At 67.0% G+C, this 25,202-nt stretch carries 24 protein-coding genes; 7 read left to right on the top strand and 17 right to left on the bottom strand.

The window, feature by feature from the left end:
- The first annotated feature begins 50 nt into the window (after positions 1-50).
- A complete protein-coding gene (locus ILT42_RS05350; protein WP_204214281.1) occupies positions 51-818 on the top strand; it encodes an MOSC domain-containing protein in 768 nt (255 codons plus the stop codon).
- Between the two features lie 54 nt (positions 819-872).
- On the opposite strand, the gene ILT42_RS05345 is transcribed toward ILT42_RS05350, so the two are convergent.
- The 5 genes from ILT42_RS05345 to ILT42_RS05325 all read right to left on the bottom strand — a co-directional run bounded on the left by ILT42_RS05345 (position 873) and on the right by ILT42_RS05325 (position 7,882).
- The gene (locus ILT42_RS05345) at positions 873-1,826 is read right to left on the bottom strand and encodes a DUF4167 domain-containing protein (RefSeq protein WP_204214280.1); all 954 of its coding nucleotides are present in this window, start codon (positions 1,824-1,826) and stop codon (positions 873-875) included.
- Between the two features lie 384 nt (positions 1,827-2,210).
- On the bottom strand, positions 2,211-3,155 hold the full coding sequence (prmC, locus tag ILT42_RS05340; protein ID WP_204214279.1) for a peptide chain release factor N(5)-glutamine methyltransferase: 945 nt from the start codon (positions 3,153-3,155) through the stop codon (positions 2,211-2,213).
- Positions 3,156-3,168: 13 nt separating this feature from the next.
- Positions 3,169-4,248 carry a peptide chain release factor 1 gene (gene prfA, locus ILT42_RS05335; protein ID WP_204214278.1) on the bottom strand — a complete coding sequence of 360 codons (1,080 nt, stop codon included), beginning with the start codon at positions 4,246-4,248 and terminating at the stop codon, positions 3,169-3,171.
- Entirely contained in the window at positions 4,248-6,515 is a 2,268-nt protein-coding gene (gene ptsP, locus ILT42_RS05330) for a phosphoenolpyruvate--protein phosphotransferase (RefSeq protein ID WP_204214277.1), read from the bottom strand. Before ptsP ends, prfA begins: the two co-directional genes overlap by 1 nt.
- Positions 6,516-6,643: 128 nt before the next feature.
- Positions 6,644-7,882: an aspartate kinase gene (locus ILT42_RS05325; RefSeq protein ID WP_204214276.1), complete on the bottom strand. Its 1,239-nt coding sequence runs from the start codon at positions 7,880-7,882 to the stop codon at positions 6,644-6,646.
- A gap of 170 nt (positions 7,883-8,052) precedes the next feature.
- Between ILT42_RS05325 and ubiG the strand changes: the two genes are divergently transcribed.
- Positions 8,053-8,796, top strand: coding sequence for a bifunctional 2-polyprenyl-6-hydroxyphenol methylase/3-demethylubiquinol 3-O-methyltransferase UbiG (gene ubiG, locus ILT42_RS05320; protein ID WP_204214275.1), 744 nt, complete (start codon positions 8,053-8,055; stop codon positions 8,794-8,796).
- On the opposite strand, the gene ILT42_RS05315 is transcribed toward ubiG, so the two are convergent.
- Positions 8,769-9,311 carry a metallophosphoesterase family protein gene (locus tag ILT42_RS05315; RefSeq protein WP_204214274.1) on the bottom strand — a complete coding sequence of 181 codons (543 nt, stop codon included), beginning with the start codon at positions 9,309-9,311 and terminating at the stop codon, positions 8,769-8,771. The two genes, ubiG and ILT42_RS05315, sit on opposite strands and share 28 nt — an antisense overlap.
- 166 nt (positions 9,312-9,477) lie before the next feature.
- On the opposite strand from ILT42_RS05315, the gene ILT42_RS05310 reads away from it, so the two are divergent.
- On the top strand, positions 9,478-10,479 hold the full coding sequence (locus tag ILT42_RS05310; protein WP_204214273.1) for a DUF4424 domain-containing protein: 1,002 nt from the start codon (positions 9,478-9,480) through the stop codon (positions 10,477-10,479).
- Here the strand turns inward: ILT42_RS05310 and ILT42_RS05305 are convergent, their stop codons facing one another.
- The 4 genes from ILT42_RS05305 to ILT42_RS05290 all read right to left on the bottom strand — a co-directional run bounded on the left by ILT42_RS05305 (position 10,480) and on the right by ILT42_RS05290 (position 12,959).
- Positions 10,480-10,920, bottom strand: coding sequence for a DUF1178 family protein (locus ILT42_RS05305; RefSeq protein ID WP_204214272.1), 441 nt, complete (start codon positions 10,918-10,920; stop codon positions 10,480-10,482).
- A gap of 90 nt (positions 10,921-11,010) precedes the next feature.
- A complete protein-coding gene (locus ILT42_RS05300) occupies positions 11,011-11,877 on the bottom strand; it encodes a carbon-nitrogen hydrolase family protein (protein ID WP_204214271.1) in 867 nt (288 codons plus the stop codon).
- A gap of 26 nt (positions 11,878-11,903) precedes the next feature.
- A complete protein-coding gene (grxC, locus tag ILT42_RS05295; RefSeq protein ID WP_204214270.1) occupies positions 11,904-12,158 on the bottom strand; it encodes a glutaredoxin 3 in 255 nt (84 codons plus the stop codon).
- 51 nt (positions 12,159-12,209) lie between these two features.
- The gene (locus ILT42_RS05290) at positions 12,210-12,959 is read right to left on the bottom strand and encodes a ComF family protein (protein WP_204214269.1); all 750 of its coding nucleotides are present in this window, start codon (positions 12,957-12,959) and stop codon (positions 12,210-12,212) included.
- Positions 12,960-13,087: 128 nt separating this feature from the next.
- On the opposite strand from ILT42_RS05290, the gene ILT42_RS05285 reads away from it, so the two are divergent.
- Together ILT42_RS05285 and ILT42_RS05280 are read left to right on the top strand one after the other, a co-directional pair.
- Entirely contained in the window at positions 13,088-13,960 is an 873-nt protein-coding gene (locus ILT42_RS05285) for a methyltransferase domain-containing protein (protein WP_204214268.1), read from the top strand.
- A 157-nt stretch (positions 13,961-14,117) separates the two neighbouring features.
- Positions 14,118-14,483 carry a DUF427 domain-containing protein gene (locus ILT42_RS05280; protein ID WP_204214267.1) on the top strand — a complete coding sequence of 122 codons (366 nt, stop codon included), beginning with the start codon at positions 14,118-14,120 and terminating at the stop codon, positions 14,481-14,483.
- Between the two features lie 6 nt (positions 14,484-14,489).
- On the opposite strand, the gene ILT42_RS05275 is transcribed toward ILT42_RS05280, so the two are convergent.
- Positions 14,490-15,407, bottom strand: coding sequence for a DMT family transporter (locus ILT42_RS05275; protein ID WP_204214266.1), 918 nt, complete (start codon positions 15,405-15,407; stop codon positions 14,490-14,492).
- Positions 15,408-15,418: 11 nt separating this feature from the next.
- The gene (locus ILT42_RS05270; protein WP_204214265.1) at positions 15,419-15,841 is read right to left on the bottom strand and encodes a (deoxy)nucleoside triphosphate pyrophosphohydrolase; all 423 of its coding nucleotides are present in this window, start codon (positions 15,839-15,841) and stop codon (positions 15,419-15,421) included.
- 106 nt (positions 15,842-15,947) lie between these two features.
- On the opposite strand from ILT42_RS05270, the gene ILT42_RS05265 reads away from it, so the two are divergent.
- The gene (locus tag ILT42_RS05265; RefSeq protein WP_204214264.1) at positions 15,948-16,322 is read left to right on the top strand and encodes a hypothetical protein; all 375 of its coding nucleotides are present in this window, start codon (positions 15,948-15,950) and stop codon (positions 16,320-16,322) included.
- A gap of 17 nt (positions 16,323-16,339) precedes the next feature.
- Here ILT42_RS05265 and argJ read toward each other — a convergent pair whose 3' ends face one another.
- On the bottom strand, positions 16,340-17,581 hold the full coding sequence (argJ, locus tag ILT42_RS05260) for a bifunctional glutamate N-acetyltransferase/amino-acid acetyltransferase ArgJ (protein WP_204214263.1): 1,242 nt from the start codon (positions 17,579-17,581) through the stop codon (positions 16,340-16,342).
- Positions 17,582-17,824: 243 nt separating this feature from the next.
- Complete coding sequence (locus ILT42_RS05255) at positions 17,825-18,757, bottom strand: peptidylprolyl isomerase (RefSeq protein WP_229428348.1); 933 nt, start codon at positions 18,755-18,757, stop codon at positions 17,825-17,827.
- A gap of 247 nt (positions 18,758-19,004) precedes the next feature.
- On the opposite strand from ILT42_RS05255, the gene secA reads away from it, so the two are divergent.
- The gene (gene secA, locus ILT42_RS05250) at positions 19,005-21,812 is read left to right on the top strand and encodes a preprotein translocase subunit SecA (RefSeq protein WP_204214262.1); all 2,808 of its coding nucleotides are present in this window, start codon (positions 19,005-19,007) and stop codon (positions 21,810-21,812) included.
- A 91-nt stretch (positions 21,813-21,903) separates the two neighbouring features.
- On the opposite strand, the gene ILT42_RS05245 is transcribed toward secA, so the two are convergent.
- The 3 genes from ILT42_RS05245 to ILT42_RS05235 all read right to left on the bottom strand — a co-directional run bounded on the left by ILT42_RS05245 (position 21,904) and on the right by ILT42_RS05235 (position 25,124).
- On the bottom strand, positions 21,904-22,305 hold the full coding sequence (locus ILT42_RS05245; RefSeq protein WP_204214261.1) for a lysozyme inhibitor LprI family protein: 402 nt from the start codon (positions 22,303-22,305) through the stop codon (positions 21,904-21,906).
- Between the two features lie 66 nt (positions 22,306-22,371).
- Entirely contained in the window at positions 22,372-23,133 is a 762-nt protein-coding gene (locus ILT42_RS05240) for a class I SAM-dependent methyltransferase (RefSeq protein ID WP_204214260.1), read from the bottom strand.
- A 32-nt stretch (positions 23,134-23,165) separates the two neighbouring features.
- Positions 23,166-25,124 (bottom strand): hybrid sensor histidine kinase/response regulator, encoded by a 1,959-nt coding sequence (locus ILT42_RS05235; RefSeq protein WP_204214259.1) that lies wholly within the window; start codon positions 25,122-25,124, stop codon positions 23,166-23,168.
- Positions 25,125-25,202: the final 78 nt, after the last annotated feature.

Raw genomic sequence — 25,202 nt, 5'->3', positions numbered from 1 at the left:
GGCTTTTTCATGTCTTGATTCCACGCCCGGAAGGCTTCTATCGGTAGGGGATGAGCATCCGCATCGCCTCCCTCTACCGCTATCCCGTCAAGGGCCTTTCCCCGGAGGCCTTGGGATCCGTCAGGCTGACGCAAGGACAGTATTTCCCGGGCGACCGGCTCTTTGCCGTGGAAAACGGGCCATCGGGCTTCGATCCAGCCGAGCCGGTTCACCAGCCCAAGATCAAGTTCCTCATGCTCATGCGCAACGAGAGTTTGGCGCGGCTGACCACCCGGTACCACGACGACAGCGGGTTCTTGACCGTCGAGGAGGGCGGGCGCGAGGCGGTGCGGGGCGACCTGTCCTCTCCCGAGGGGCGATTGGCCATCGAGGCGTTCTTTCGCCGCTACATGCCCGGCGAGTTGCGCGGGCCCCCAAAGGTGCTGACGGCGCCCGAAGGCTTCCGGTTCACGGATTCGCGTCGCGGTTACGTGTCACTGATCAATCTGGCCAGCGTGTCGGATCTGGAAGATGCGGTCGGGTCCGGCATCGACCCCCTGCGCTTCCGAGGCAATGTCTACGTGAACGGCCTGGCCCCGTGGGCCGAGTTCGACCTCGTCGGCAAGGTACTGGCGGCGCCATCCGGCGCTCGGCTCAAGGTGACGAAACGGATCGAACGCTGCGCCGCCACGAACGTGGATCCGGTCTCGGGCATGCGGGACATGCAGATCCCCAAGGCGCTCATGCAGGCCTACGGACACTTCGATTGCGGCATCTATGCCGAGGTGCTGGAGGGTGGTGCCCTCAAGGAGGACGACAGCCTCTCGGTTCTGGACTGAGCCCATAAAAAAGGGAGGGCCGGAGCCCTCCCTCGTCTCGAACGGCGCACTCGCCTACTCGGCGGCCGGGGTCTCGATGCCCTTGGCGGCAGCTTCGGCTGCACGGGCCTCTTCCATCTCGCGCCGCGTACGGCGGGGACGGCGGGTCTTCACCGGGGCAGGTCCCTCCGCGCTCTCGAAGCCCTTGAACTGTGCCTCGGCCGGGGCCGGCTCGCTCTCGACCGGGATGGGCTGGCGAACCGGGTTCGTCAGGAACGCCGGCAGGCTGCCGGTCTCGGCGCTCTCGTCCTCGTGACGCGGCCGACGGTCCCGGCGGAACTCGCTGCGCTCGCCGCGCTCTTGGCGCTCGACGCGATCTTGGCGCTCTCCACGATCCGGGCGTTCGCTACGCTCCTGGCGCTCACCCCGCTCCTGGCGATCGAAGCGGGCGGGACGATCCTGGCGCGGCTGGTCGTCGGAGCCGAACTCCGCGCGCGGCTGGTCCTGGCGCTGATAGTCCTGGCGCGGGGCACGGTCCCGGTTGTTGAAGCGCTCGCGGCGCTCCCCCCGGTCCTGACGGTCTCCGCGCTCCGGCCGATCCTGGCGGTCGCGGTTGAAGCGCTCGTTGCGATCGAAGCGAGGCTGGCGCTCGCCCTCGGATCGCTGCTCGAAGGGCTGCGGCTGCTGGCCCGGATCGACCTCGTCGCCGTTGCCGAAATCCTGGCGGTCGCCGCCCGGGAAGCCTTCCTCGTCACCCTCGTCGTCGAAGCGCTGCTGGTAGCCGTACTGCTCGCGCAGCTGCTCCTGGGCGGTCGCGATGATGCGGAAATAGTGCTCGGCGTGCTGGAAATAGTTCTCCGCCGCCACGGGATCGCCACTGGCCGTCGCGTCGCGGGCCAGCTGGCTGTACTTCTCGGCGATATGCTGAGCCGTGCCGCGGATCTTCACGTCCGGGCCGTTCGACTCGTAGCTCCGCGTCAGGGGATTGGGCCCCTTGTTGTTGCCGCGGTTGTTGTTACGGCCGCGCATACGCCTGTTCTGTCCTGGTCTCATTCTGGTCTACGACCCTCGCTGGTTCTTCGTGCCCACGCGATTCAAAGCCAATCTCGTTCGCCGAACGGGTGTTATCACCCACCGTTCGCGTGGCTAACCGTCTGTCGCTCGGCCATGTCTAGAGAGAGCTTGGCCGTTCTTCAGTTTCGGATTCTGGTGATCGCGCCCGGCTGTTCAGTGCCCCTGCCTGCGCGATGGATATCGTTTGGTCTTCCGCGGCTTGCTCCTCAACTGGGCTTTGCCGATTTGTTTGACCGAAGACGATCTCTGAAGCCGAATCTAGCGGTTTCCGTCCGGTCCAACAAGCGATATTTCAGCATCTCTGCCAGCTTCACGGGGATGAAGCCTGTTCCCATGAGATCATGTCGCTTTCACGGCGACGCACCGGGGATTTCCCCCTAGATCGTGCCGCAGGGCGACGATTTCAAGGCCTGCCGCCCCGGCGAGGCGGGATATGGCCTCCGCCTGATCGTAGCCGATCTCCAGCACCATGGCGCCACCGGCCTTGAGGAGGCGGGGCGCCTCCCGAAACAGGATCCTGTACGGCTCCAGGCCGTCCGGGCCTCCGTCGAGCGCCAGGCGGGGGTCGTGGTGCCGCACCTCGGCGTCCAGGGTCTCGACCACGGCGGAGGCGATGTAGGGCGGGTTCGAGACCACCAGGTCGAAGGTGCCCGACACCGCATCGGCCCAGTTCGACGCCAGGAAGCGGGCCTGGTCCCCGACCCCGTTGAGCACCGCATTGCGCCGGGCGGTTCTCAGGGCGCCGGGGGACAGGTCGACGCCCACGCCATGAGACCTCGGCCTCTCGTGGAGCAACGAGACCAGAATGCACCCGGAGCCCGTGCCGAGATCGACGATCCGGAGGGGGCGGTCCCATTCGGGGAAGAGCTCGAGGGCCGTCGCCACGACGGTTTCGGTATCCGGGCGCGGCACGAGGGTCTCGGGCGACAGCCGGAAGGGCAGGCCCCAGAACTCCCGCTCCCCCAGGATCCGGGCCATTGGCTCATGGGTGAGCCGCCGGGCCGTCAGGGCCGCGAGGGCGGATCCCTGCGCCGGGGTCACCGGCTCGTCGGGCCGCATGACCAGTTCGGTCGCGCCGATTCCGAGCGCATGGAGCAGCAGCAGCCGCGCATCGAGCGCGGCGGTTTCGATCCCGGCCTCAGACAGGATCCGACGGGTATCCAGAAGATGACCGGCCCGTGTGCCCTCCCCCTTGAGCGGAGAGTCGAGTCGCGCAGCGACCGGGGTGGGGGTAGGGCGACTGGGTGAGCGGTCGGCAGAATTTGTATCAGCTTCGGAACTCATGGACCGAAGCCCCCTACGCCGCTTCCTGGTCCGCCAGGAGGGAGGCCTGGTGGTCCGTGATCAGGGCGTCGATCAATTCGTCCAGGGCGTTGCCGGCGATCACCTCCTCCAGTTTGTAGAGGGTGAGGTTGATGCGGTGGTCGGTGACGCGCCCTTGCGGGAAATTGTAGGTGCGGATGCGCTCGGAGCGGTCGCCGGAGCCCACCTGGGACTTGCGGTCTGCGGCGCGCGCCGCGTCCTTGGCGGTGCGCTCGGCGTCGTAGAGGCGAGCCCGTAGAAGCGACAGGGCCCGGGCCCGGTTCTTGTGCTGGGAGCGCTCGTCCTGGACGAACACCACCGTGCCGGTGGGAAGATGGGTGATGCGGATGGCCGATTCGGTCTTGTTCACGTGCTGGCCGCCTGCGCCCTGCGCCCGCATGGTGTCGATCTTCAGGTCGGCATCGTTGATGGCGATGTCCACGTCCTCGGCCTCAGGCAGGACCGCCACGGTGGCCGCCGAGGTATGGATGCGGCCTTGCGTTTCCGTGTCGGGCACCCGTTGGACCCGGTGAACACCGCTCTCGAATTTCAGGCGCGCGAACACGCCGCGACCCTTCACCTCGGCCACCACTTCCTTGTAGCCGCCCGCCGTGCCCTCGCTCTCGGACACGACTTCCACCTTCCAGCCTTTCAGGTCGGCGTAGCGGGTATACATGCGCAGCAGGTCGCCCGCGAAAAGCGCGGCCTCGTCGCCTCCGGTGCCCGCGCGGATTTCCAGGATGGCGCTCTTCTCGTCCGCCTCGTCCTTGGGCAGGAGCATCAGCCGCAGGGCCTGGGCGGCCCGGTCGAGGTCCTCGCGGGCCCCGGGCACCTCCTCGTGGGCGAGCGCCCGCATCTCCGGGTCGGAATCCTCCAGCATGGCCTGCAGCCCCTGGAGGTTCTCCTCCATGGCCCTGTAGGCCCGGATGGCGTCCACGACCCCGTCGAGCTCGGAGAGCTCCCGCGACAGGGCCACGATGGTGTCCCCGTCGGGTGCGGCGTTCAGGGTGGCCGTCACGATGTCATGGCGGGCCAGGATGGCGTTCAGGCGGTCGGCGGGCGGAGCGATGGACATCAGACGGGAATACCATGGGTTTTCGCGAAGCGTGCCAGCTTCGGACGCAGCGAATCGCCGCCCCCCGCCTGTTGCAGCTCCTCGCGGATGAGGGCGCCGACGGCGGCGGCGTCCGTCTTCAGCAGCATCGCCTTCACGGGACCGATGGAGGCCGGCGACATGGAAAGCGAGCGGAATCCGAGGCCGATCAGGGCCATGGCCTCGAGGGGCCGGCCCCCGATCTCGCCGCAGACCGTCGCCTGGCAGCAGGCCCCGTCGGCGGCGTCGACCACCATCTTCAGGGCCCGCAGCATGGGAGCGCTCAAGGGGTCGAAACGGTCGGCCACCCGCCGGTTCTCCCGGTCGATGGCGAAGAGGAACTGCATCAGGTCGTTGGACCCCACCGAGATGAAGTCGGCGGCGGCGCAGATCTCCTCGATCTGGAACAGGAGCGAGGGCACCTCCAGCATGGCCCCGAGCTTCAGGTCCGAGGGCAGGGGGTGGCCGTGGCGGTCGAGATGGGCTTTCTCGCGTTCCACGATCTCCTTGGCGCGGATGAACTCGTCGCAGGTCGCCACCATGGGGAACATGATCTTGAGGGGGCGCCCCGCCGCTGCCTTCAGAAGCGCGCGCAGCTGCATGCGAAGCAAGCCCGGCCGGTCGAGGCCGATGCGGATCGCCCGCCAGCCGAGCGCCGGGTTCTCCTCCTCGATGGACTGCATGTAGGGCAGGATCTTGTCGCCGCCGATGTCCAGGGTCCTGAAGGTGACCGGCTGGTCGCCGGTTTCCGCGAAGACGGACGCATAAAGATTCTGCTGCTCGCCTGCGGTGGGCATCCGCTCGGCGATCATGAACTGCAATTCGGTGCGGAAAAGCCCGATCCCCTCTGCCCCGGTCTCCTCGAGATGGGGCAGGTCGACCAGGAGGCCCGCATTGAGCTGAAGCGTGACCGCCCGGCCGTCCTTGGTGACGGAGGGCACGTCCCGGAGCTTGCGGTACTGCTCCTGGCGCCGGGCGCGCAGGCGCGCCTTCTCGGCATAGGACGCCTCGACCTCCGGGGTCGGGCGGATCTGCACGTCGCCGGTGGCGCCATCCACGATGATGGCGTCCCCGGTCTCGGTGAGCGCCGTGGCGTTGGCGACCTCGCCCACGGCCGGGATCCCGAGCGCCCGCGCCACGATGGCGATGTGGCTCGTCGGCCCGCCCTCCTCCAGCACGAGGCCGCGCAGGCGCGAGCGGTCGTAGTCCAGGAGGGCGGCCGGACCCATGGACCGGGCCACGATGATGGCGTTGTCCGGCAGGGAGCCGCGCTCGGCCGCCATATCCCGGCCCACGAGACGGTTGAGCAGGCGGTTGGCGAGATCGTCGAGGTCGTGCAGGCGTTCGCGAAGATACGGGTCGGTCTGGCGCATCATGCGCGCCCGGTTGTCGGACTGGACGCGCTCCACGGCGGCCTCCGCCGTGAGGCCTGAGATCACGGCCTCGCGCATGCGTCTCAGCCAGCCCTGGTCGTGGGCGAACATGCGGAAGGTCTCCAGGACCTCCCGGTGCTCCCCGTGATGGGCCACGTCGCCGTGGTCGAGCAGGTCGTCGATCCAGGCCCGTACGTCACCGATGGATTCGTCGAGGCGCTTCAGCTCCGCCTCGATGTTCTCGGCGATGAGGTTCTTCACCACGACCCGGGGCTCATGCAGCACCACGTGGCCCAGGCCGACGCCGTCCGCCAGCGACACGCCGCGCTGATGGAGCGGGCGGCGCAGGGCCGATCCGGTCTCGAGAGGCGCGAGCGCCTGGAGCTCGCCGGTAGCGACCATCTCGGCCAGCACCATGGCGGTGACCTGGAGAGCTTCCATCTCCTCGTCGGTATAGACCCGGTAGGTCCGGTTCTGGACCACGACGACGCCCAGGGTATTGCCGGCGCGCAGCAGCGGCACGCCCAGGAAGGCGTGGTAGATCTCCTCGCCGGTCTCCGGCTTGTACGAGAAGGACGGGTGGCTCTGGGCGTCCGAGAGCGACAGGGGCTCGGCCGTGGACGCGATGAGGCCGACAAGACCCTCGCCGGACCGCATGGTGGTCTGGTGGACGGCCTCGCGGTTGAGGCCCTCGGTGGCGAAGAGCTCGAGCACGCCATCGCCACGCAGCACGTAGACGGAGCAGACCTCCGCCACCATGTTGGCCGCGATCAGAACGACGATTTTGTCGAGGCGATCCTGGGCGCCGACCGGCTCCGCCATGATCTCGCGGAGGCGGCGCAGCAGAAGACGCGGACCGCCGGGAGCGCTCGGCATGAACTCACGGATCCCGTTCTTGGTAACCGGCGGTTGAGCCCGCCGGCCTTCATTCGAGTGTCGCAGCCCGGTCGGCCCCTCGTCAATCGCGCCAAACCGTTATGGCTTGGACAACTGGGCGAGGCGTATCAGGCCTGGTCCAGGCCGTATAGCGAGTGGAGCGTGCGCACCGCAAGCTCCGTGTAGGCCGAGTCGATCAGAACCGAGAACTTGATCTCCGAGGTGGTGATCGCCCGGATGTTGATGCCCTTCTCGGCCAAGGCCTTGAAGGCCTTGGCGGCCACGCCCGCATGGCTGCGCATCCCCACCCCGATGGCCGAGACTTTGACCACGTCCGTGGCGCCTTGGAGGTCGCGGAACTCGATCTCGGCCTTGTGCTCGTTGAGCACCGCGCAGGCGCGCTCGTACTCGGCCGACGGGACCGTGAAGGTGATGTCCGTGGTGGTGGTGTCGTCGGACACCACCTGGATGATCATGTCCACGTTGATGTTGGCGTCCGCCAGGGGCACGAAGATCGAGGCCGCGATGCCGGGCTTGTCCGAGACATTCCGCAACGTGATCTGGGCTTCGTCGCGGGAATAGGCGATGCCCGTGACTACCTGCTGTTCCATGATGTCTTCCTCGTCGCAGATGAGGGTGCCGAGCTTCGGGTCGGCGGGATCGTCGAAGCTGGAGCGCACGTAGGTGGGCACCCGGTGCATCATGGCGAGCTCGACGGAGCGCACCTGGAGCACCTTGGCGCCGAGCGACGCCATCTCCAGCATTTCCTCGTAGGAGACCTTGTCCAGGCGGCGGGCCTTGGGCACGATGCGCGGGTCGGTGGTGTAGACCCCGTCCACGTCGGTGTAGATGTCGCAGCGCTCGGCCTGGATGGCGGCGGCGAGCGCCACCGCGCTGGTGTCGGAGCCGCCCCGGCCGAGCGTCGTGATGCGTCCCGTGGGCTGGTGGACGCCCTGGAAACCCGACACCACGGCCACTTCCCGATCCTTGGTGAAGCCCCCGACGATGCCCGTACCGTCGATGGCGGCGATTCGGGCCGAACCATGGGCCTCCGAGGTCATGATGGGGATCTGCCAGCCCTGCCAGGACCGGGCCTTCACGCCCATTTCCTGGAGCGCGAGCGCGAGCAGGCCGGACGTGACCTGCTCGCCGGAGGCGACCACCACGTCGTATTCCTTGGAATCGTAGAGGCTGGACGCCTCCTTGACCCAGCCCACCAGCTCGTTGGTCTTACCCGACATGGCCGAGACCACCACGGCCACGTCGTAGCCGGCCTCGACCTCGCGTTTGACGTGCCGCGCCACGTTGCGGATGCGCTCAACCGTGGCGACGGAGGTACCGCCGAACTTCATGACGAGACGAGGCATGGGAGGGGAGCCGTTAAAAACCTGGAGAGGAACCGTGGACGGGATCTGCCCCCTCGGGCCGCCCTTGGCGGCGCGAAAAGGCGCGTATACATGACGGCGAGGCCTCAGGCTGTCAACGCTTGAACACGGTCCCGCGCCTTCTTTGGAGAAGGCCTAAAGAGGAGTTCGCCATGAGTGCCGGCCCGTCATCGACCGTCGACCCGGACGAGGTCGCCCGCTTCGAGCGGATCGCCGAAACCTGGTGGGACCCCCGCGGGCCCATGAAGGTGTTGCACAGGTTCAACCCCGTCCGCCTCGCGTATATCCGGGACGAGGCCTGCCGCCGCTTCGGCCGCGACCCGCGTTCGACCCGCTCCCTGGAAGGCCTGACGATCCTCGACGTGGGCTGCGGCGGCGGCGTCCTGTCCGAGCCCCTGGGACGCCTCGGCGCCCGGGTCACGGGGCTCGATCCGGCCCCCACCAACATCGCGGTGGCGAAGCTCCATGCGGAGCGCGCGGGCGTTCCCGTGGATTACCGCAACGAGACCGTCGAGGCCGTGGTGGAGCGGGCGGAGACCTTCGACATCGTGCTGGCCATGGAGGTGGTGGAGCACGTGGCGGACGTGGAGGCTTTCGTGGGGGCCTGCGCGGCGGCCGTGAAGCCCGGCGGCGTGCTCGTGATGGCCACCCTCAACCGGACCCTGCGCTCCTTCGCGACCGCCATCGTGGGGGCCGAGTACGTGCTGGGCTGGCTGCCGAAGGGCACCCACCAATGGGACAAGTTCGTCACGCCCGACGAACTGACGGGGGCGATCCGGGGGGCGGGCTTCGGCGTGACGGACCTGCAAGGGGTGGTGTACAGCCCCCTGAGCGGCTCCTGGTCCCTGTCGCGGGACACGGCCGTCAACTACATGCTGCTGGCGTCCCGCCTCTGAAACGCCGGCCGGCGCGCGGACGGGCGGGTGCCGAGGATCGTCTCCAGGGTGACGGGCCGGAAATCCCACACGTCCACGCCCACGTCGTATTGGCGCGTCTGGCGCTTGAGCAGGCCGTGGGAATGGCCATGGAGGTCGAGCCAGCCCCGGCCCATGTTCTTCCAGGTCCGGAAGGCATAATGGCAGAGCACGAGCGCCTTCCCGTCCAGGTGGATCTCCGCATAGGCCTGAACGCTCTGCCATCCCCCTGCAGCGAGCGTGTCGGCTCCGTCGTTGTTGCCCGTGATCAGGTGCTTGCGGCCATGGAGCACGGCGAGAAGGCTGTCGATGCGCCCCGCATCCACGTGGAGGGCGAAATCTCCCAGATGCCAAACCTCGTCATCGGGCGACACGGTCTCGTTCCAACGCGCGATGAGCGCCTCGTCATGCTCCGCAATGGATTTGAACGGTCGCTTGTCGATGCGCAGGACGCGCGGATCGCCGAAATGGGTGTCGCTGGTGAAGTAGACGGTCAATGGCTTGTCTCGAGAAGGTAGCATCCCAAATGGGGCCGCATCTCCTCCGGGACCAGCCTGGGATCGCGACCGAGAGGAGCGCTTCGGCAGACGGATCTGGAAAAGCCGCCGGAAACGGTCTAACCCCGATCATGCCCCGCAGCCGCCGAACTTTGGGACGATCGTCATGCCGCGCCTTGGTGTCCTCACGGCCGCACTCCTTCTCCTCGCAGGCCCGGCCCTGGCCAACGACACGATGGCGAATTTCGCCGCCGGCGGCCTGACCTTCAGCCGCACCGACGCGGTGGCAATGCTGTCCGAGGACCTGTTTCTATCGATCGACGAGGTGCGGGTCAGGTACCGCTTCCGCAACCTGACCGACAAGGACGTGAGCGGGACGGTGGCGTTTCCGATGCCGGACATCAAGGCGAATCCCTTCTCGCCCGTCGCCTATCCCGACGGTCCGCCGGACGATCTCATGCGCTTCTCCGTCACGGTCGACGGAAGGCCGGTGGCGGCCCGGTTGGACAAGCGGGCCCTCGCGAACGGCATCGACGTGACCCAGACCCTCGCCGGATTGGGCCTGCCGGCCGAGCCCTTTGCGGAACCCGTGCTGGACAGGCTGAAGCGGCTCGATGCGGAACAGCGCAGGCGTCTGGAGGAGCAGGGCATCGTCGACGTGCTGGAGGGGGATCCCGAATCCGCCGCCGATGACGAGGTGATCCCCACCTGGGTCCTGTCCGGGGCCTACCACTGGCCTCAGACCTTCCCGGCGGGTGCGGACGTGCTCGTCGAGCACCGCTACAGGCCCAGCGTCGGCGGGGCCGTCCTCGATCTCGGTTCCATGGCGAAGGTCAAAAGCGCGTCCGGTCTGTTCCTCGACCAGGAGGGCGTCTGCATCGATGCGGATTTCGTTGGCGGCGCCCGACGCTGGGCCGAGCGGGAGCGGCGCAAGCCCGCGGAGCCTCAGGCCCGCTTCATCGATTACATCCTGGTGACGGGCGGCAACTGGGCCGGGCCCATCCGGTCGTTCACGCTCACCGTGGACAAGGGCTCGCCCGACAACCTCGTGAGCTTCTGCGGCGAAGGGGTGAAAAAGGTTTCTCCGACCCGGTTCGAGATGCGCAAGACCGATTTCACGCCCACGCGCGACATCCGCGTGCTGATCCTGGACACGGGACGGCGCTGATCAGTTCCGGTCGTCCGGCATCACGGGCAGCGGCAAAACGTCGATGCCCTCCTCGACGAGGGCGCGGGCCTCGGCGGGCGCGGCCTCGCCGTAGATGGAGCGCTGCTCGGCCTCGCCGTAATGCATCTTGCGGGCCTCTTCGGCGAAGCCGTGGCCCACGTTCTCGGCGTTCTGCACCACATGGTCGCGCATGGCGCGCAGCATGGAGCGGATCTCCCGCTCCTTGTCGGAGATGGCCGCCACGGGCTGGGCCGGGACCGCCATGGGAGGCTTGTCCATGCGGGCGATGGAGGGGGCCATGATCTGCTTCTCGACCTGAGGCGAGTGGCAGACCGGGCACGTCACGAGACCGCGCGCGAGCTGCGCTTCATACGCATCGCTCGAGGGAAACCAGCTTTCGAACGCATGGGCCTGCTCGCAGGCGAGGGCATACTTTATCATGGGTGTCGAGATGGGGAGTGGGGGGCTCGGCACAAGGCGCCGGACATTCCGCCCTGGTTACAGGTTCGTGGGGTCCCGATCAACAATCCGTCAGGCCGTGGCGGATTGCTTGGCCGGTTCAGGTGCGGAGGCGACCTCCACCGTGAACGGGCGGGCGTTCTTGAGCGTGGGAATCCGGCCCCGGGAATCGGCCACCAGCCCGGTGTCGATCTCGGCCATCACGACTCCCACGCCCGTGCCGCCATCGGCCAGCACCCGGCCCCAGGGATCGATGATGACAGAATGCCCGAAGGTCTCGCGCCCGTCCTCGTGGGTGCCCGCCTGGGCGGCCGAGATCATGAAGGACCCGGTCTCGATGGCGCGCGCCCGGTGCAGCACGTGCCAATGCGCCTCGCCGGTCTGTTTCGTGAAGCAGGCCGGAGCCGACAGGAAGGACGCGCCGCCCGACGCGAGCGCCTTGTAGAGCGCCGCGAACCGCACGTCGTAGCAGATGGTGAGGCCGAGCAGGCCCCAGGGGGTCGGGGCCAGCACGGCCTTGTCGCCGCCCGTATAGGTGGCCGATTCGCGCCAGCTCTCGCCGTTGGGCAGGTCCACGTCGAAGAGGTGCACCTTGTCGTAGGACGCGACGATCTCGCCGTCCCGGTCGATCACGAAGGCCCGGTTGGCCACCTTGTCGCCCACCTTCACGGCGATCGACCCGATATGGACCATCACGCCTTCCTGGCGGGCGGCCTCGCGCAGGGCCGCGAGGGTCGGATCCGTCTCCTCGGGGCCGACCTTCCCGAACAGCTCGGCCCTGTCGCGGCACACGAGGGAGGTCATCTCCGGGGTCTGGATGAAGTCGGCGCCCTGGCCGGCCGCCTGCCGCACCATCGCCACCGCGTCGTCCCGGTTCTTCAAGGGATCGCGTCCGGAGCACATCTGGATGCAGGCGGCGGTGAAGCGGGGGGCGGTCATGGAAGGCTCCGTGCGTCGATGCTGTCTCAAGCTAATAGCCGCTCCAGCTCGCCCTTGTCATCCAGCGCGTAAAGGTCGTCGCAGCCTCCCACGTGGCGGGAGCCGATGAAGATCTGCGGCACGGTGGTGCGGCCGCCGGCCTTCTGGACCATCTCGGCGCGGGCCTCGGGCTTCTTCTCGATGTCGATCTCCGTGAAGGCGGCGCCCTTGCCGGTCAGGAGCTTCTTGGCAGCCGAGCAGTAGGGGCACCAGCTCTTGGTGTAGATCGTGATGTCGGACATGGGATCCTCTCGAGACGCGGCTAAACGGCGATGGAAGACATATAGGGACGATCAGGCATCCGTCACCACGCTGGCGAAGGTCAGGATGTCGACGCCCGAGGCCCCGCCGCGCAGGAGAGCGCGGGCCGCCGCGTTGCCGGTGGAGCCCGTGGTGAGCACGTCGTCCACGAGGAGGACGCGCCGTCCCATGAGCCTCGCCCCTGCGTCCTCGGGGACGCGGAAAGCGCCCTGGAGGTTCGTCTGCCGCTGCGCCTTGGTGAGGCCCACCTGCTGCCGGGTGGGCTTCACTCGGGCGAGCAGGAAGGGATCGCAGGGGACGCCACTGCCCCTCGCGACGATGTCGGCCAGGGCCATGGCCTGGTTGAAGCGCCGCCGCCAGAGGCGCCAGCGATGCAGGGGCACGGGCACGATCACGTCGGCTTGCGACAACAGCTCGGCCCCGGCGCGGGTCATCATGGCGCCCATGGCGCGGGCCAGATCGAGCCGGTCGCCGTATTTCAGGTGCCTGACCAGGGCGGAGGCCGCGCCGTCATAGGCCGCGACGGCCCGGGCCCGCTCGAAGACGGGCGGCTCGGCGATGGCCGCGGGCGACAGGAGCGCGATCCCGAGATCGACCGCGAAGGGCGTTCCCAGCCTCTCGCAGAAGGGCCGCTCGATGAACCGGATGCCGGCCCAGCAGGCGGCGCAGAGCGTATGAGGCTCGCCCGTGGCGGCCTGGCAGGCGATGCAGGCCGGTGGGTAGATCAGGCCGACGATGCCCTCCAGGCAGGCCTTCAGGCGTTGGACGACGAGAGGGTGCATCGGGTCAGATTAGCATCATTGTTGCGCTTGGCGAGCGCCTCCCGCGGCGCGGCCCGGCGCATTGGGATAGACCGCCATTCGCGTTGACCGTCTTGGCGCGGTTGGCTTTCCGGGCCATATGGACCCCCATGTCCGCGCCTCTCGTCTTCGACCGTTCCCTCGTCCGCCTCCGGCTCAAGCGCGCCCTCCGCCAGGGCTACGCGGATTTCCTCCTCGCCCGCCTCGTGGAGGATCTGGAGGACCGTTTGGGAGCCGTGTTGCGCACCTTCGGGGCGGCCCTCGACGTGGGATCGCCGACCGCCGCCGTCGCCGAGGCCCTGCGCGGGAGCGGCCGGGCCGCGTCGGTCGTCCGCCTGTCGGGCCTGCCCGAGGAGGGCGCCGTGCTGGGAGACGAGGAGAGCCTGCCGTTCTCGGCCGGCGCCTTCGATCTCGCGGTGTCGCTTCTGTCCCTTCAAAGCGTCAACGATCTGCCCGGAACCCTGATCCAGATTCGCCGCGCCCTGAAGCCCGACGGGCTGTTCCTGGCGGCTCTGCTCGGCGGCTCGACCCTGACCGAACTGCGCCAGGCCTTCGCCCAGGCGGAATCGGAACTCGAGGGTGGGATCAGTCCGAGGGTCTCGCCCTTCGTGGATGTGCGCGATCTCGGGGCGCTGCTGCAGCGCGCGGGTTTCGCGCTTCCGGTCACGGACACGGATGTGGTCCGCGTGCGCTACGCGAACCCCTTCAACCTCATGCGGGACCTGCGGGGCATGGGCCTGACGAACGCCCTGGCGGATCGCCGGAAGACGCCTCTCCGCCGTGGGACCCTCCTGCGGGCGGCCCAGATCTATGCGGAGCGCTTCGGCGACCCGGACGGGCGCATTCCGGCGACCTTCGAGGTGATCTGGCTGTCCGGCTGGTCCCCGCACGAGAGCCAGCAGAAGCCGCTCCAGCCGGGTTCGGCCAAGGTGCGCCTGGCCGACGCGCTCGGGGTCCGGGAAGGGCCCGAGCCTGAAAAGTAGGGCAGGCGAGCGGCGCTCGCGCTAAAAGGAGGGAGGCGAGCGACGCTCGCGCTTGGACCATACCCAGATGGGGCCGCGCTGGTGTCGGGTCATGCGGCTCTTGGGCCGGGGCGGCGCGCGCCTTATCTGAAGGGAGCGCCGCAACAGGACCAAGGCCATGGCAACACCGAACACGAACCATCCCATTGCGATCACGCCCAATCCTCACCGCATCCGCGTGGTGCTGGGCGGCTTCATCGTGGCCGAGACCACCCGGTCGCTGAGCTTGAAGGAAGCGACCCTGCCGCCGGTGACGTATATCCCGCGCGATGACGTGCAGATGGACCTGCTGGAGAAGACCGATCATTCCACCCATTGCCCGTACAAGGGCGATGCCTCCTATTACACGGTGACGGCGGGCGGACTCGTGCGCGAGAACGCCGTCTGGAGCTACGAGTCTCCGAAACCGGGCGTGAAGGAGATCGCGGGTTACGTGGCCTTCTATCCCAACAGGGTCGACGCGATCGAGGAATTCGCGGATTGATGGCTGTCAGCCCTGCCGACGGGCAGCGCCGCTCAGGGACACGAGCGCGACCCCTCCCAGCACGACGGCGCCCCCGAGCAACTCGCGGACGCCCAGCGTCTCGTTCAGGAACAGAACGGCCAGCACCGCCGTCCAGACGGGCATGAGGTACCCCACCATCGAAGCGCGTGTCGGGCCGGCCCGGCGGATCAACGTCATGAAGATGAGGATCGGCAACGCCGTCGCCACCGCGCCCAAGCCCAGAAGCGGCGGCAGGTTCGACGGGACGGCCGCGAAAGCCGCCGGACCCGACAGAACGAGCGCCAGCACGGTTGCGGGAACCGCCGAGCCGTATTGCTGGCCTAGCGCCAGGCGCGCCGGGTCGGCCACCTTGATGGTGCGCACATAGACATTGGCGATGGCGTAGCTCACGGCGACGCAGAGCATGGCCGCCGCCCCGGTCGGACTGATGCCGCTCGCCGGAAACGCCGCCGGGCCGATGAGAATGCCCATCCCCGAGAAGCCGAGCAGGACTCCCAGAAGGCGCCGGCGCGTCAGCTTCTCGTCCGCGAACAGCAGATGCGACAGCAGGGTGACGATCAACGGACTGGCGGCCTGTATCATGGCGGCAGGCGCGGTGCCCATCTGGGTCAGGGCGTAGCCGACCAGCACATTGGGAACCCATCCGTTGAAGGCACCCAGAAACAGCCATATGCGCCATTCATGCCGCTGGGGCAGGATGCTTCGGCCTCGGAACGCGAACCACACGGTCAGGAGCGACGCGCCGATAAGGCCGCGCATGGCCGCGATCACGAACGGATTGAGATCGGTGCTCAGCTTGATGAACAGAAGGCCGCTCGACCAGAGAATCGAGCAGGCAAGCAAGTGGGTGACGAGAAAGCCGGGTGTCGGCGCCGGCAAGGCGGATGAAGGGGCTGGGGGCATCGATGGACGGGTCACGGACCCAGCAGGTCGGTCAGGAACGGGATCAGAGGCTCGTCGGCGGGGGGCATGGGATAGCCTCTCAGATCCCCCGGCTTGACCCATTTCAGCGCCTGCCCCTCCAGGGATTGCACGAACCCCTCCCAGCGGCGGCAGATGTAGAGCGGCATGAGCAGGTGAAAGGTCTCGTAGGCATGGCTCGCGAAGGTGAGGGGCGCCAGGCAGGGCTCCTTCACGTCGATGCCCAGTTCCTCCCGGAGTTCGCGGATCAGGGTTTCCTCGGGCCGCTCGCCGGGCTCGACCTTGCCGCCGGGAAACTCCCACAGGCCCGCCAGCTGCTTCCCCTCCGGCCTCTGAGCCAGGAGAATGCGGTTATCCGCGTCGATGAGGGCGACGGCGACGACGAGGGTGAGCTTGAGGGAAGGCGAGGTGGTCATGGTCGCGGTTCATTCACCACAGATGAAAGGTGAAAACAACGGGATGGCGGGCGATTGAAAATCAACATTATAACTTTATAACATATGATGTTGTTGGAAGAATCCCATGCCGAAACCGTCCGCCGTTGCGGGAGCAATGCTGATCCTCGCCTGCAGCCTGTCCGAAGCCGCGAACGCGGCCTGCACGTCATCGCCCGTCTTCTTCTCCGGACCCCTATCCGAAACCGAAGGCGCCATCACGGTGAACGCCGGCACGGCCTGCCGTTTCAACCCCAACGGCATTCCGGGCGCCGTCAGAGAGGTTAAAATCCTTCAGGCGCCGAAGGTGGGGCGGGCGAAGGTCGAAAACCTCAGCGTCTATTACGCGGCCAAGCCCGGCTATAGCGGTCCGGACGAGTTCGCCTATGCGTATATCGGCACGGATCAGTATGGAGGGCCCATGAACGTGGTCGTCCGGCGCAAGGCCACCGTGGTGCCCTGATCGCGGCTACGGAAGCTTCAGCTCCGGTAGTCGCCGTTGATCTCCACATAGGCCTTGGTGAGGTCGCAGGTCCAGGCGCGGGCTTCGCCCCGGCCAAGTCCCAGATCGACCCGGATCGTGATCTCGTCGCCCCGCATGTAGGCCGTGGTCCGGGCCTCGTCGTAATCGGGATCGCGGGCGCCCTTCACGGCGACGCGGATATCGCCGAACCATATGGCGAGCTTGTCGCGTTCGGCGGGTTCGCCCGCCTTTCCGACCGCCATCACCACACGGCCCCAATTGGCGTCCTCGCCCGCCACGGCGGTCTTTACCAGGGGCGAGTTGGCGATGGCCATGGCGATGCGCTTGGCCGAGGTCGCACCCGCGGCGCCCGTCACCTTCACGGTCACGAATTTGCGCGCGCCTTCGCCATCACGGGCGACCTGCTGGGCGAGATCGACCAGAAGTTCTTCGAGAGCCTGCCGGAATTCCCTCAGGCGCCTGTCGCTTGGCAGCGAGATCGCGGGCGCGCCCCGCCGGGCGGCGGCGGCCGTGGCGAAGAACAGGAGGGTGTCGGACGTGGAGGTGTCGCTGTCCACCGTCACGCAGTTGAAGCTCTTGTCGGCGCCCTTCTTCAGGAGCGCTTGGAGCACGGGAGCCGCGATGGGCGCGTCCGTGAAGATGAAGGACAGCATGGTGGCCATGTCGGGCGCGATCATGCCGGCGCCCTTGGCGATGCCGTTGATGGTGACCTCGACCCCGCCGATCACCGCCGTGCGGGTCGCGACCTTCGGGAAGGTGTCGGTGGTCATGATGGCCTTGGCGGCGTCGAGCCAAGCCCCGGGCTTGGCGTTTTTCTCGCAGGTCTCCAGCACCCGGTTGAACTTGGTGGCGTCAAGGGGCTCGCCGATCACGCCCGTGGACGCGATGAAGACCTGGGAGGCGCGACACCCAGCGGCGCTGGCCGCGATGTCGGCGGTCATCTTCACGGCTTCCGCGCCCTTCTTGCCCGTGAAGGCGTTGGCGTTGCCCGAATTGACCACGAGCGCGCGCGCCGTTCCCTTGTCCAGGTTCTTCCGGCACCAGTCCACGGGCGCCGACGGGCATTTGGAGCGTGTGAACACGCCTGCCACCGCCGTTTCCTTGGCCAGCGTCATGTACAACACGTCGGTGCGGTTCTTGTAGCGGATCCCCGCCGCCGCGGTCGCGATCCGGACACCTTCGATGGGAGGCAGCGTCGGGGTCGTTTTGGGCGCGAGCGGAGAAACGGAAACGGACATGCTTTGACTCGCAAAAAACGGAACAAAACGGGAAGCGCGACGTGCGGCTTTTCAAGGCTTTTTGTCAAGCCCGCCGTTGCTGCTCAGCTTCATCGATGGAGAACGGTCGAAGGGCGATGCCGCTGGCCTCCGCCCGAGTCATGGAGGCGACCGAGACAAGACACAGGAGCGGCAGGATCGCTTACAAAAATGCCCAGCTTCGAGCTGGGCATTTTCGGTAACGACACGCTTAAGGTCGAAGAATCAGGGCTTGGGCGCCTCGGGCGCCTTCTGCTCCACGAGGTTGCCGCTGGCGTCGAGGCGCTCGATCTTGGCGTCCTTGCGCAGGCCGACGATCAAGTCCTGCTGGGCCTTGCGCTCCAGGTAGGTGTTGATCTGGCCCTGCATTTCCTCGAAGGACGGGACGGGCTTGTTGCGCTTCTCCTCGACCTTGATCACGTGCCAGCCGAACTGGGACTTCACGGGCTCGGAGATCTGGCCCGCATCGAGCTTGAAGGCGGCGTCGGCGAAGGCCTCGACCATGCGGTCCTTGGTGAAGAACCCGAGGTCGCCGCCATCGGTCTTGGAGCCGGGATCCTTGGACAGCTCGCCAGCCACCTTGGCGAAGTCCTCGCCGCCCTTCACGCGCTGGTAGGCCTTCTTGGCCTCGTCCTCGTTCTCCACCAGGATATGGCGGGCGCGCACCTCCTGGTCGGGGGTCATGCTCTTGACGGTCTCGTCGTAGAGCTTGCGGGCGGCCTCGGGGGTCACGGCCTTCTTGGCGGCTTGGCCCAGGTACTCGTCCAGCAGGGTCTTGTCCTGGTTGTAGGCCAGCTTGCGGGCGAAATCGGGGGCCTGGCTCACCTTGGCGGCCTCGGCCGCCTTGGCGCCGAGCTTGAGGTCGATCAGGTAGCCGGCCAGCAGGTCGAGCTTCTGGGCATCCGGGATGTCGGGCAGCTGAAGCGCAGGATCGGCGGCCGCGATGGCGAGATCTCCCTGGGTGATGTCCATGCCGTTCACGCGGGCGATGACCTTGGCGGGATCGGACGAGGCAGCCGGCGCGGCGGCTGGTGCCGCGGGGGCCGGAGCGGCCGGCGGGGTCTGGGCCCAGGCGGTTCCGGCCAGGACGGGCAGGACGACGCCGAGCGCCAGGGCGCGCTTCAGGACGCTTTTCCGGGAGAGGGGGGAACGTGACATGTGGAATCCTCTGGCAGGCTGGGATATCGTCCTGCGACGGGCAAGATCGATGGCTGACTTCATTGCGGTTTGCAAGGGACAGCCTATCTATGGCACTGCTTCCCGCCGGGACCGGCATGACGCCGGACCCTCGGGAAGGGGATGCGCCGGAGTGGCGCAGCCTTTTAGATGCGTTCCCGCATAATTAAGTCTATAACGCGGCCCAAATCGCTCTTTCTCCTGGTTTCTGGAATTCCGTAGGCACCTGATGTTCGGCTCACTCGCGAAGAAAATCTTTGGCTCGGTCAACGAACGCCGGCTGAAGTCCTATCGGCCCAAGGTGGCGGCCATCAACGCCCTGGAGCCCGAACTCGCGGCCCTGAGCGACGAGCAGCTCCGGGCCCGGACCGAGGAGTTCAAGGCCCAGCTCGCTGCCGGCAAGACCCTGGACGACATCCTGGTCCCGGCCTTCGCCACCGTGCGCGAGGCGGCCAAGCGGACCCTCGGCCAGCGCCACTTCGACGTCCAGCTCCTCGGCGGCATGGTCCTCCACGAGGGCTCCATCGCCGAGATGCGCACCGGCGAGGGCAAGACCCTGGTGGCGACCCTGCCGGTCTACCTCAACGCGCTCGCCGGCAAGGGCGTCCACGTGGTCACCGTGAACGACTACCTGGCCCGGCGCGACTCGGACTGGATGGGCCAGATCTATCGCTTCCTCGGCTTGAGCGTGGGCGTCATCGTCCATGGGCTCGACGATTCCGAGCGCGCTCAGGCCTATGCCTCGGACATCACCTACGGCACCAACAACGAGTACGGCTTCGACTACCTGCGCGACAACATGAAGTACGAGATGGCCCAGATGGTCCAGCGGGGCCACAACTTCGCCATCGTGGACGAGGTGGACTCGATCCTCATCGACGAGGCCCGGACGCCGCTCATCATCTCCGGTCCGCTCGACGACCGCTCGGACCTGTACAACGCCATCGACAAGATCCTGCCCCGCCTCGACAAGTCGGATTACGACCTCGACGAGAAGCAGCGCGCCGTCTCGCTCACGGAGGCCGGCAACGAGAAGATGGAGCAGTTGCTGCGCGAGGTCGGGCTGCTCACCGAGGGCGACCTGTACGATGCCCAGAACGCCACCCTGGTGCACCACGCCAACCAGGCGCTTCGCGCCCACACCCTGTTCCAGCGCGACAAGGACTACATCGTCCGCAACGGCGAGGTGGTGATCATCGACGAGTTCACCGGCCGCATGATGCAGGGCCGGCGCTACTCGGAGGGCCTGCACCAGGCCCTCGAGGCGAAGGAGCACGTCCAGGTCCAGCCCGAGAACCAGACGCTGGCCTCCATCACCTTCCAGAACTATTTCCGCCTGTATTCCAAGCTCGGCGGCATGACCGGCACGGCGGCGACCGAGGCCGATGAGTTCCTGGAGATCTACAACCTCCAAGTGGTCGATATCCCGACGAACCGTCCGGTCTCCCGCATCGACGACGACGACGAGGTCTATCGGACCGCGGAAGAGAAGTACAAGGCCGTGATCCGGGACATCGAGGCCGCCTCCAAGCGCGGCCAGCCGATCCTGGTGGGCACCACCTCCATCGAGAAGTCGGAATACCTCGCCGAGCTTCTGATCAAGGACGGCTTCAAGCTCATCGACTTCGAAAACCCGCAAGCCCTGGAGCCGCTCTACAGGGACGCCCGCGCCGGAACCGGCACCAAGCATTTCGCGGTGCTGAACGCCCGCTTCCATGAGCAGGAGGCCTTCATCGTGGCCCAGGCCGGCGTGCCGGGCGCGATCACCATCGCGACCAACATGGCGGGCCGCGGCACGGACATTCAGCTCGGCGGTAACGCCAAGATGCGCATCGAGCGCGAGCTCGTGGGCGTCGAGGGCGAGGAGCGGACCCGGCGCGAGAAGGAAATCAACGACGAGGTCGTGCGCTTCAAGGAGCAGGCCCTCAAGGGCGGTGGCCTCTACGTGCTCGGCACGGAGCGCCACGAGTCGCGGCGCATCGACAATCAGCTGCGCGGCCGTTCCGGACGCCAGGGCGATCCGGGTCATTCCAAGTTCTACCTGTCGCTCCAGGACGACCTGATGCGCATCTTCGGGTCCGAGCGCATGGACGGCATGCTGTCCAAGCTTGGCCTGAAGGAGGACGAGGCCATCGTCCATCCGTGGATCAACAAGGCCATCGAGCGGGCTCAAGGCAAGGTCGAGGCGCGCAACTTCGATATCCGCAAGAACATCCTCAAATACGACAACGTCATGAACGACCAGCGCAAGGTCGTGTTCGAGCAGCGCAAGGAGTTCATGGCCGAGGAGAGCGTGCGCGACACCATCGACGAGATGCGTCACGGCATCATCGACGATATCGTGGCGCGGGGCATTCCGGCCAACGCCTATGCGGAGCAGTGGGATACGGCGGGCCTCAAGGAGAGCGTCGAGCGCATTCTCAACCTCGACCTGCCGGTGGACGAGTGGGCCAAGGAAGAGGGCATCGCCGAGGACGAAATCCGCGAGCGCATCCGCAAGGCGGCCGACGAGGCCTATGCGCAGCGCATCGAGGCCAACACGTCCGACGTGATGACCTACGTGGAGAAGCAGGTTCTGCTCCAAAGCCTGGACCATCTCTGGCGCGAGCATCTCGTGACCCTCGACCATCTGCGTCAGGTCATCGGCTGGCGCGGGCTTGCCCAGCGCGATCCGCTCAACGAGTACAAGTCGGAGGCCTTCGAGCTCTTCAACGGTCTCGTGGCGCACCTGCGCGAGCAGGTCACAGGCCAGCTCATGCGCATCCAGGTGGTGTTCCAGCAGCCCGAGCCCGCCGAGCTCCCGCCCATGTTCGCCCAGCATCTCGATCCGGCAACCGGCGAGAACGAGTTCGACGCCCCCCAAGGCGGAGGCTTCGGGTCGGCCCTCGGATATGCGGCCGCGGCGGCTCCCTCCGTGCCGGTGGAGGCCCGCGACCCGAACGACCCCGCGACCTGGGGACGCGTCGGCCGCAACGAGCCCTGCCCCTGCGGCTCCGGCAAGAAGTTCAAGCACTGCCACGGCCAGTTCGTGGCCTGACGCCCCCGGTCAATCTGACGGTAACGAAAAGCCCGGCCTGTGTGCCGGGCTTTTGCTTGTCGAGGCTGCGCGCGTTCGTCCGCCCCGCGAACTACTGCGCCGGCACCGGGCAGCTCATGTCGCCGTCCTGGCAGTTCAGATAGCGTTTCAAGTCGTCGACGCGTTTTCGGGTCAGGCTTTCGAGGCAGCCGGAGTAGATCGTCGGGTAGATGCTGCCGCCCGAAACCGCCGAGGACGAGAAGGTGCATTCGGCGTCCCGGAAGGCGATCCAGGCGCGCTGCGCGCCCACCAGCGCTTTCGCGGAATCGGGCTCGCCCTTCAGACGTCCCTCGATCTGACGGTAGAGCCGGTTCAGCTCCGCATCCGCGCGGCGGTAGGACGCATCGGCGCACTGATTGAGCGTCATCTGGTCGGCCGACTTGGCGCAATCCTGCGCCGAGGCGGCGGAGACGGTGGCGACGAGAATGAGGGCTGCGAGAGAAAGGCGGTCCATGCGTGATGCTCCGGTTTGTGGGTGCGGCGATTGGGAGGGTACACGTCGAGAGGTGTCAGAGACATATCAGCCGCGCCGTCCGATCGGGATGATTTCCCGGGTGTCCGGATGAAGAGGCCGCTCGTCCCAGTCGCCGAGCCATCGCTCGACCTCAAGTCCTGCTTCCGTCAACAGGGCGCACAAATCCTCGTGGGAGGTGTAACGGATCCGGGCCTTGCCCGAGGATGTTTCGCCTGTGGCAAGCACGCGAAAACCGTTCTCGTAAGTCAGGATACCGGTCGCCTCGTCATAGGCAGCCTCGTTCCAGGTCTCGATCCGGCCGAGCGCTGGGTGATCGATCCTCTGCAGGGTGTTCTGCCGCGTGCGGCCTTCCCAACCCCGCAGGAGCGGATTGCGCGTGTCGAAGATGAAGCGGCCCGTTGGATTGAGGTGCGCCGCGATGGTGCGCAGGGCGGCGAGCTGGTCCTCCCGGGTCAGAAAAACCTGGAAGACATGGCCGGTCAGCAGCACCCAATCGAAGGTCTCGTGCAACCGAACGGTGCGCGCATCGGCTTCGACCCATGTCGGCGCCTCTCCGCCCCGCCGCTTGCGGGCGATGTCGAGCATCGCGGCCGCCGGATCGACGCCCGTGACACGGGCTCTGCGGCCCAACTCGGCCGTCAGCTCTCCCGTGCCGCAGCCGAGATCGAGTATGCTCGTCGCGCCGTCGGTCAGCTTCCGGCAGAGGTCGAAATCCGCGCTCCACCGATTCGCGGCGTCGTAGAAGCGAGCCAGCGCCGGATCACGGTAGAGCGGGTCGTCAACGGGCGGTTCCGGAACGTCCGGCAATGGGTTTCTCAAAATCGATAGCCTTCATATCTCTACCCAGTGCGCAGGACGCGCAGCTTCTCGTCCAGCTCGGTCCAGCGATAGGGCTTGCTGATGAAGGAGACCTCCGACAGATCCGCCTTGTCGAGGGCCGACATGGGATAGCCCGAGGCGAGCAGGACCTTGAGGCCCGGGCGCATCCGCCTCGCCTCGCGAGCCAGCTCAACGCCGTTGCGATCGCCCGGCATCACCACGTCGGAGAAGAGGACGTCGATCGTGACATCCTGGCGCAGCACATCGAGAGCCTCGGCGGCATTGATGGCGGTTAGAACATCGTATCCTAAGCTCTCGAAAATCTGCACAGCGATATCGAGAACGTCCGGCTGGTCCTCGACGATCAGCGCGGTGCCGAGGGTGCTGCGCGCCGGGCGGGCGTCGTCATCCTCGGCAGCGCCATTCTCGATCTCGCCATCCGCGTCGGTCGCGGGGATCAGCAGGGTCATGCGCGTTCCGTGGCCGAGCTCGGACTCGATCTCGATCTGTCCGCCCGATTGCGTCACGAAACCATAGACCTGGCTCAGGCCGAGGCCCGTACCCTTGCCCACTTCCTTGGTGGTGAAGAACGGTTCGAAGACACGGTTCTTCAGCTCGTCCGGAATGCCCGATCCGGTGTCGGTCACCGCCACTGACACGTAGGGGCCCGGCTCCAGGCCGAGCTTGCGCGCCCGCACCGTGTCGAGCTGCACGTTGCCGGACGCGAGCGCGATGGTGCCGCCCTCCGGCATGGCGTCGCGCGCGTTGACCACGAGGTTGAGAAGAGCCGCTTCGAATTGCGGGATGTCCACCTTCACGGGGCTCAGGCGCTGCGCGAGGCTCAGCTCCATGTGAACCCGCTCGCCGCCGGCCCGTCGCAGCACGGCCTCGAAGCCCGCGATGATCGCGTTGGGGTTGGCGATCTCGGGCTTGAGAGGCTGACGGCGGGCGAAGGCGAGAAGCTGGTGGTTGAGGCTGCTGCCCCGTTCGGCCGCCCGGTGCATCCCCTCCAGGATCTTGATGTCCTTGGGGTCGTCCAGGCGCCGGGACAACAGGTCGAGCCCGTTCACGATCACGGTCAGCAGATTGTTGAAGTCGTGCGCGATGCCGCCCGTCAGCTGGCCGATCGCCTCCATCTTCTGGGACTGGAACAGGGCGTTGCGGGCCTGCTCGAGGGCTTCCTGAGTCTGGCGCCGCTCCGTCAGGTCGCGGGTGATCTTGGCATAGCCGATGAGGGTGCCGTCCGGACCGATGATGGGATCGATGACGACGCCCGCCCAGAAGCGGGTGCCGTCCTTGCGCACGCGCCAGCCTTCCTTCTCGAACCGGCCCTCTTGGGCGGCCGTGCGCAAGGAGACGGCGGGCAGTCCGAGCGCGCGCTCCTCGGGCGTATAGAATTGAGAGAAGTGCCGGCCGACGATCTCGTCCTCGGTGTAGCCCTTGATCCTCTGCGCGCCGGTGTTCCAGTTGCTGACCCGGCCCTCCGGGTCGAGCATGTAGATGGCGTAATCCGTCACGCCCTGCACGAGAAGGCGGAACTGTTCCTCGCTGCGCCGCAACGATTCCTGCGCGATCTTGCGCTCGGTCATATCCCGCGTGACCTTGCCGAAGCCGATGAGCTCTCCCGTGGCGGGATCGCGAATGGGATCGATGATCACATGGGCCCAGAAGCGCGTGCCGTCCTTGCGGATGCGCCAGCCCTCCTGCTCGAACCGGCCCTCCTGGGCGGCCGTTCGAAGGGCGCGCTTGGGAAGATCCGTGGCGCGGTCTTCGTCCGTGTAGAATCGCGAGAAATGTTGGCCGATGATCTCGCGCGGGAGATATCCCTTGAATCGCTGCGCCCCGGAGTTCCAGCTCGTGATGTAGCCCTGCGGATCGAGCATGTAGATGGCATAGTCGGTGACCGCATCCACGAGGAGCTGGAAGCGGCGCTCCTCGCTTCCCGGATCCTTCTGTTCCGTCACGTCTACGCGCCTCACGTCGCACCCTTGTTTTCGCTACGGCATATCTAGCTATCCCGGCCAACAACTCAAGCGTGATCATCCCTAGTCGGACCC

Source organism: Microvirga pudoricolor (assembly GCF_016892705.1).
GTDB lineage: Bacteria > Pseudomonadota > Alphaproteobacteria > Rhizobiales > Beijerinckiaceae > Microvirga > Microvirga pudoricolor.
Note: the sequence above shows the minus strand (reverse complement) of the source record. Positions and strands in the feature narration are given on the sequence as shown.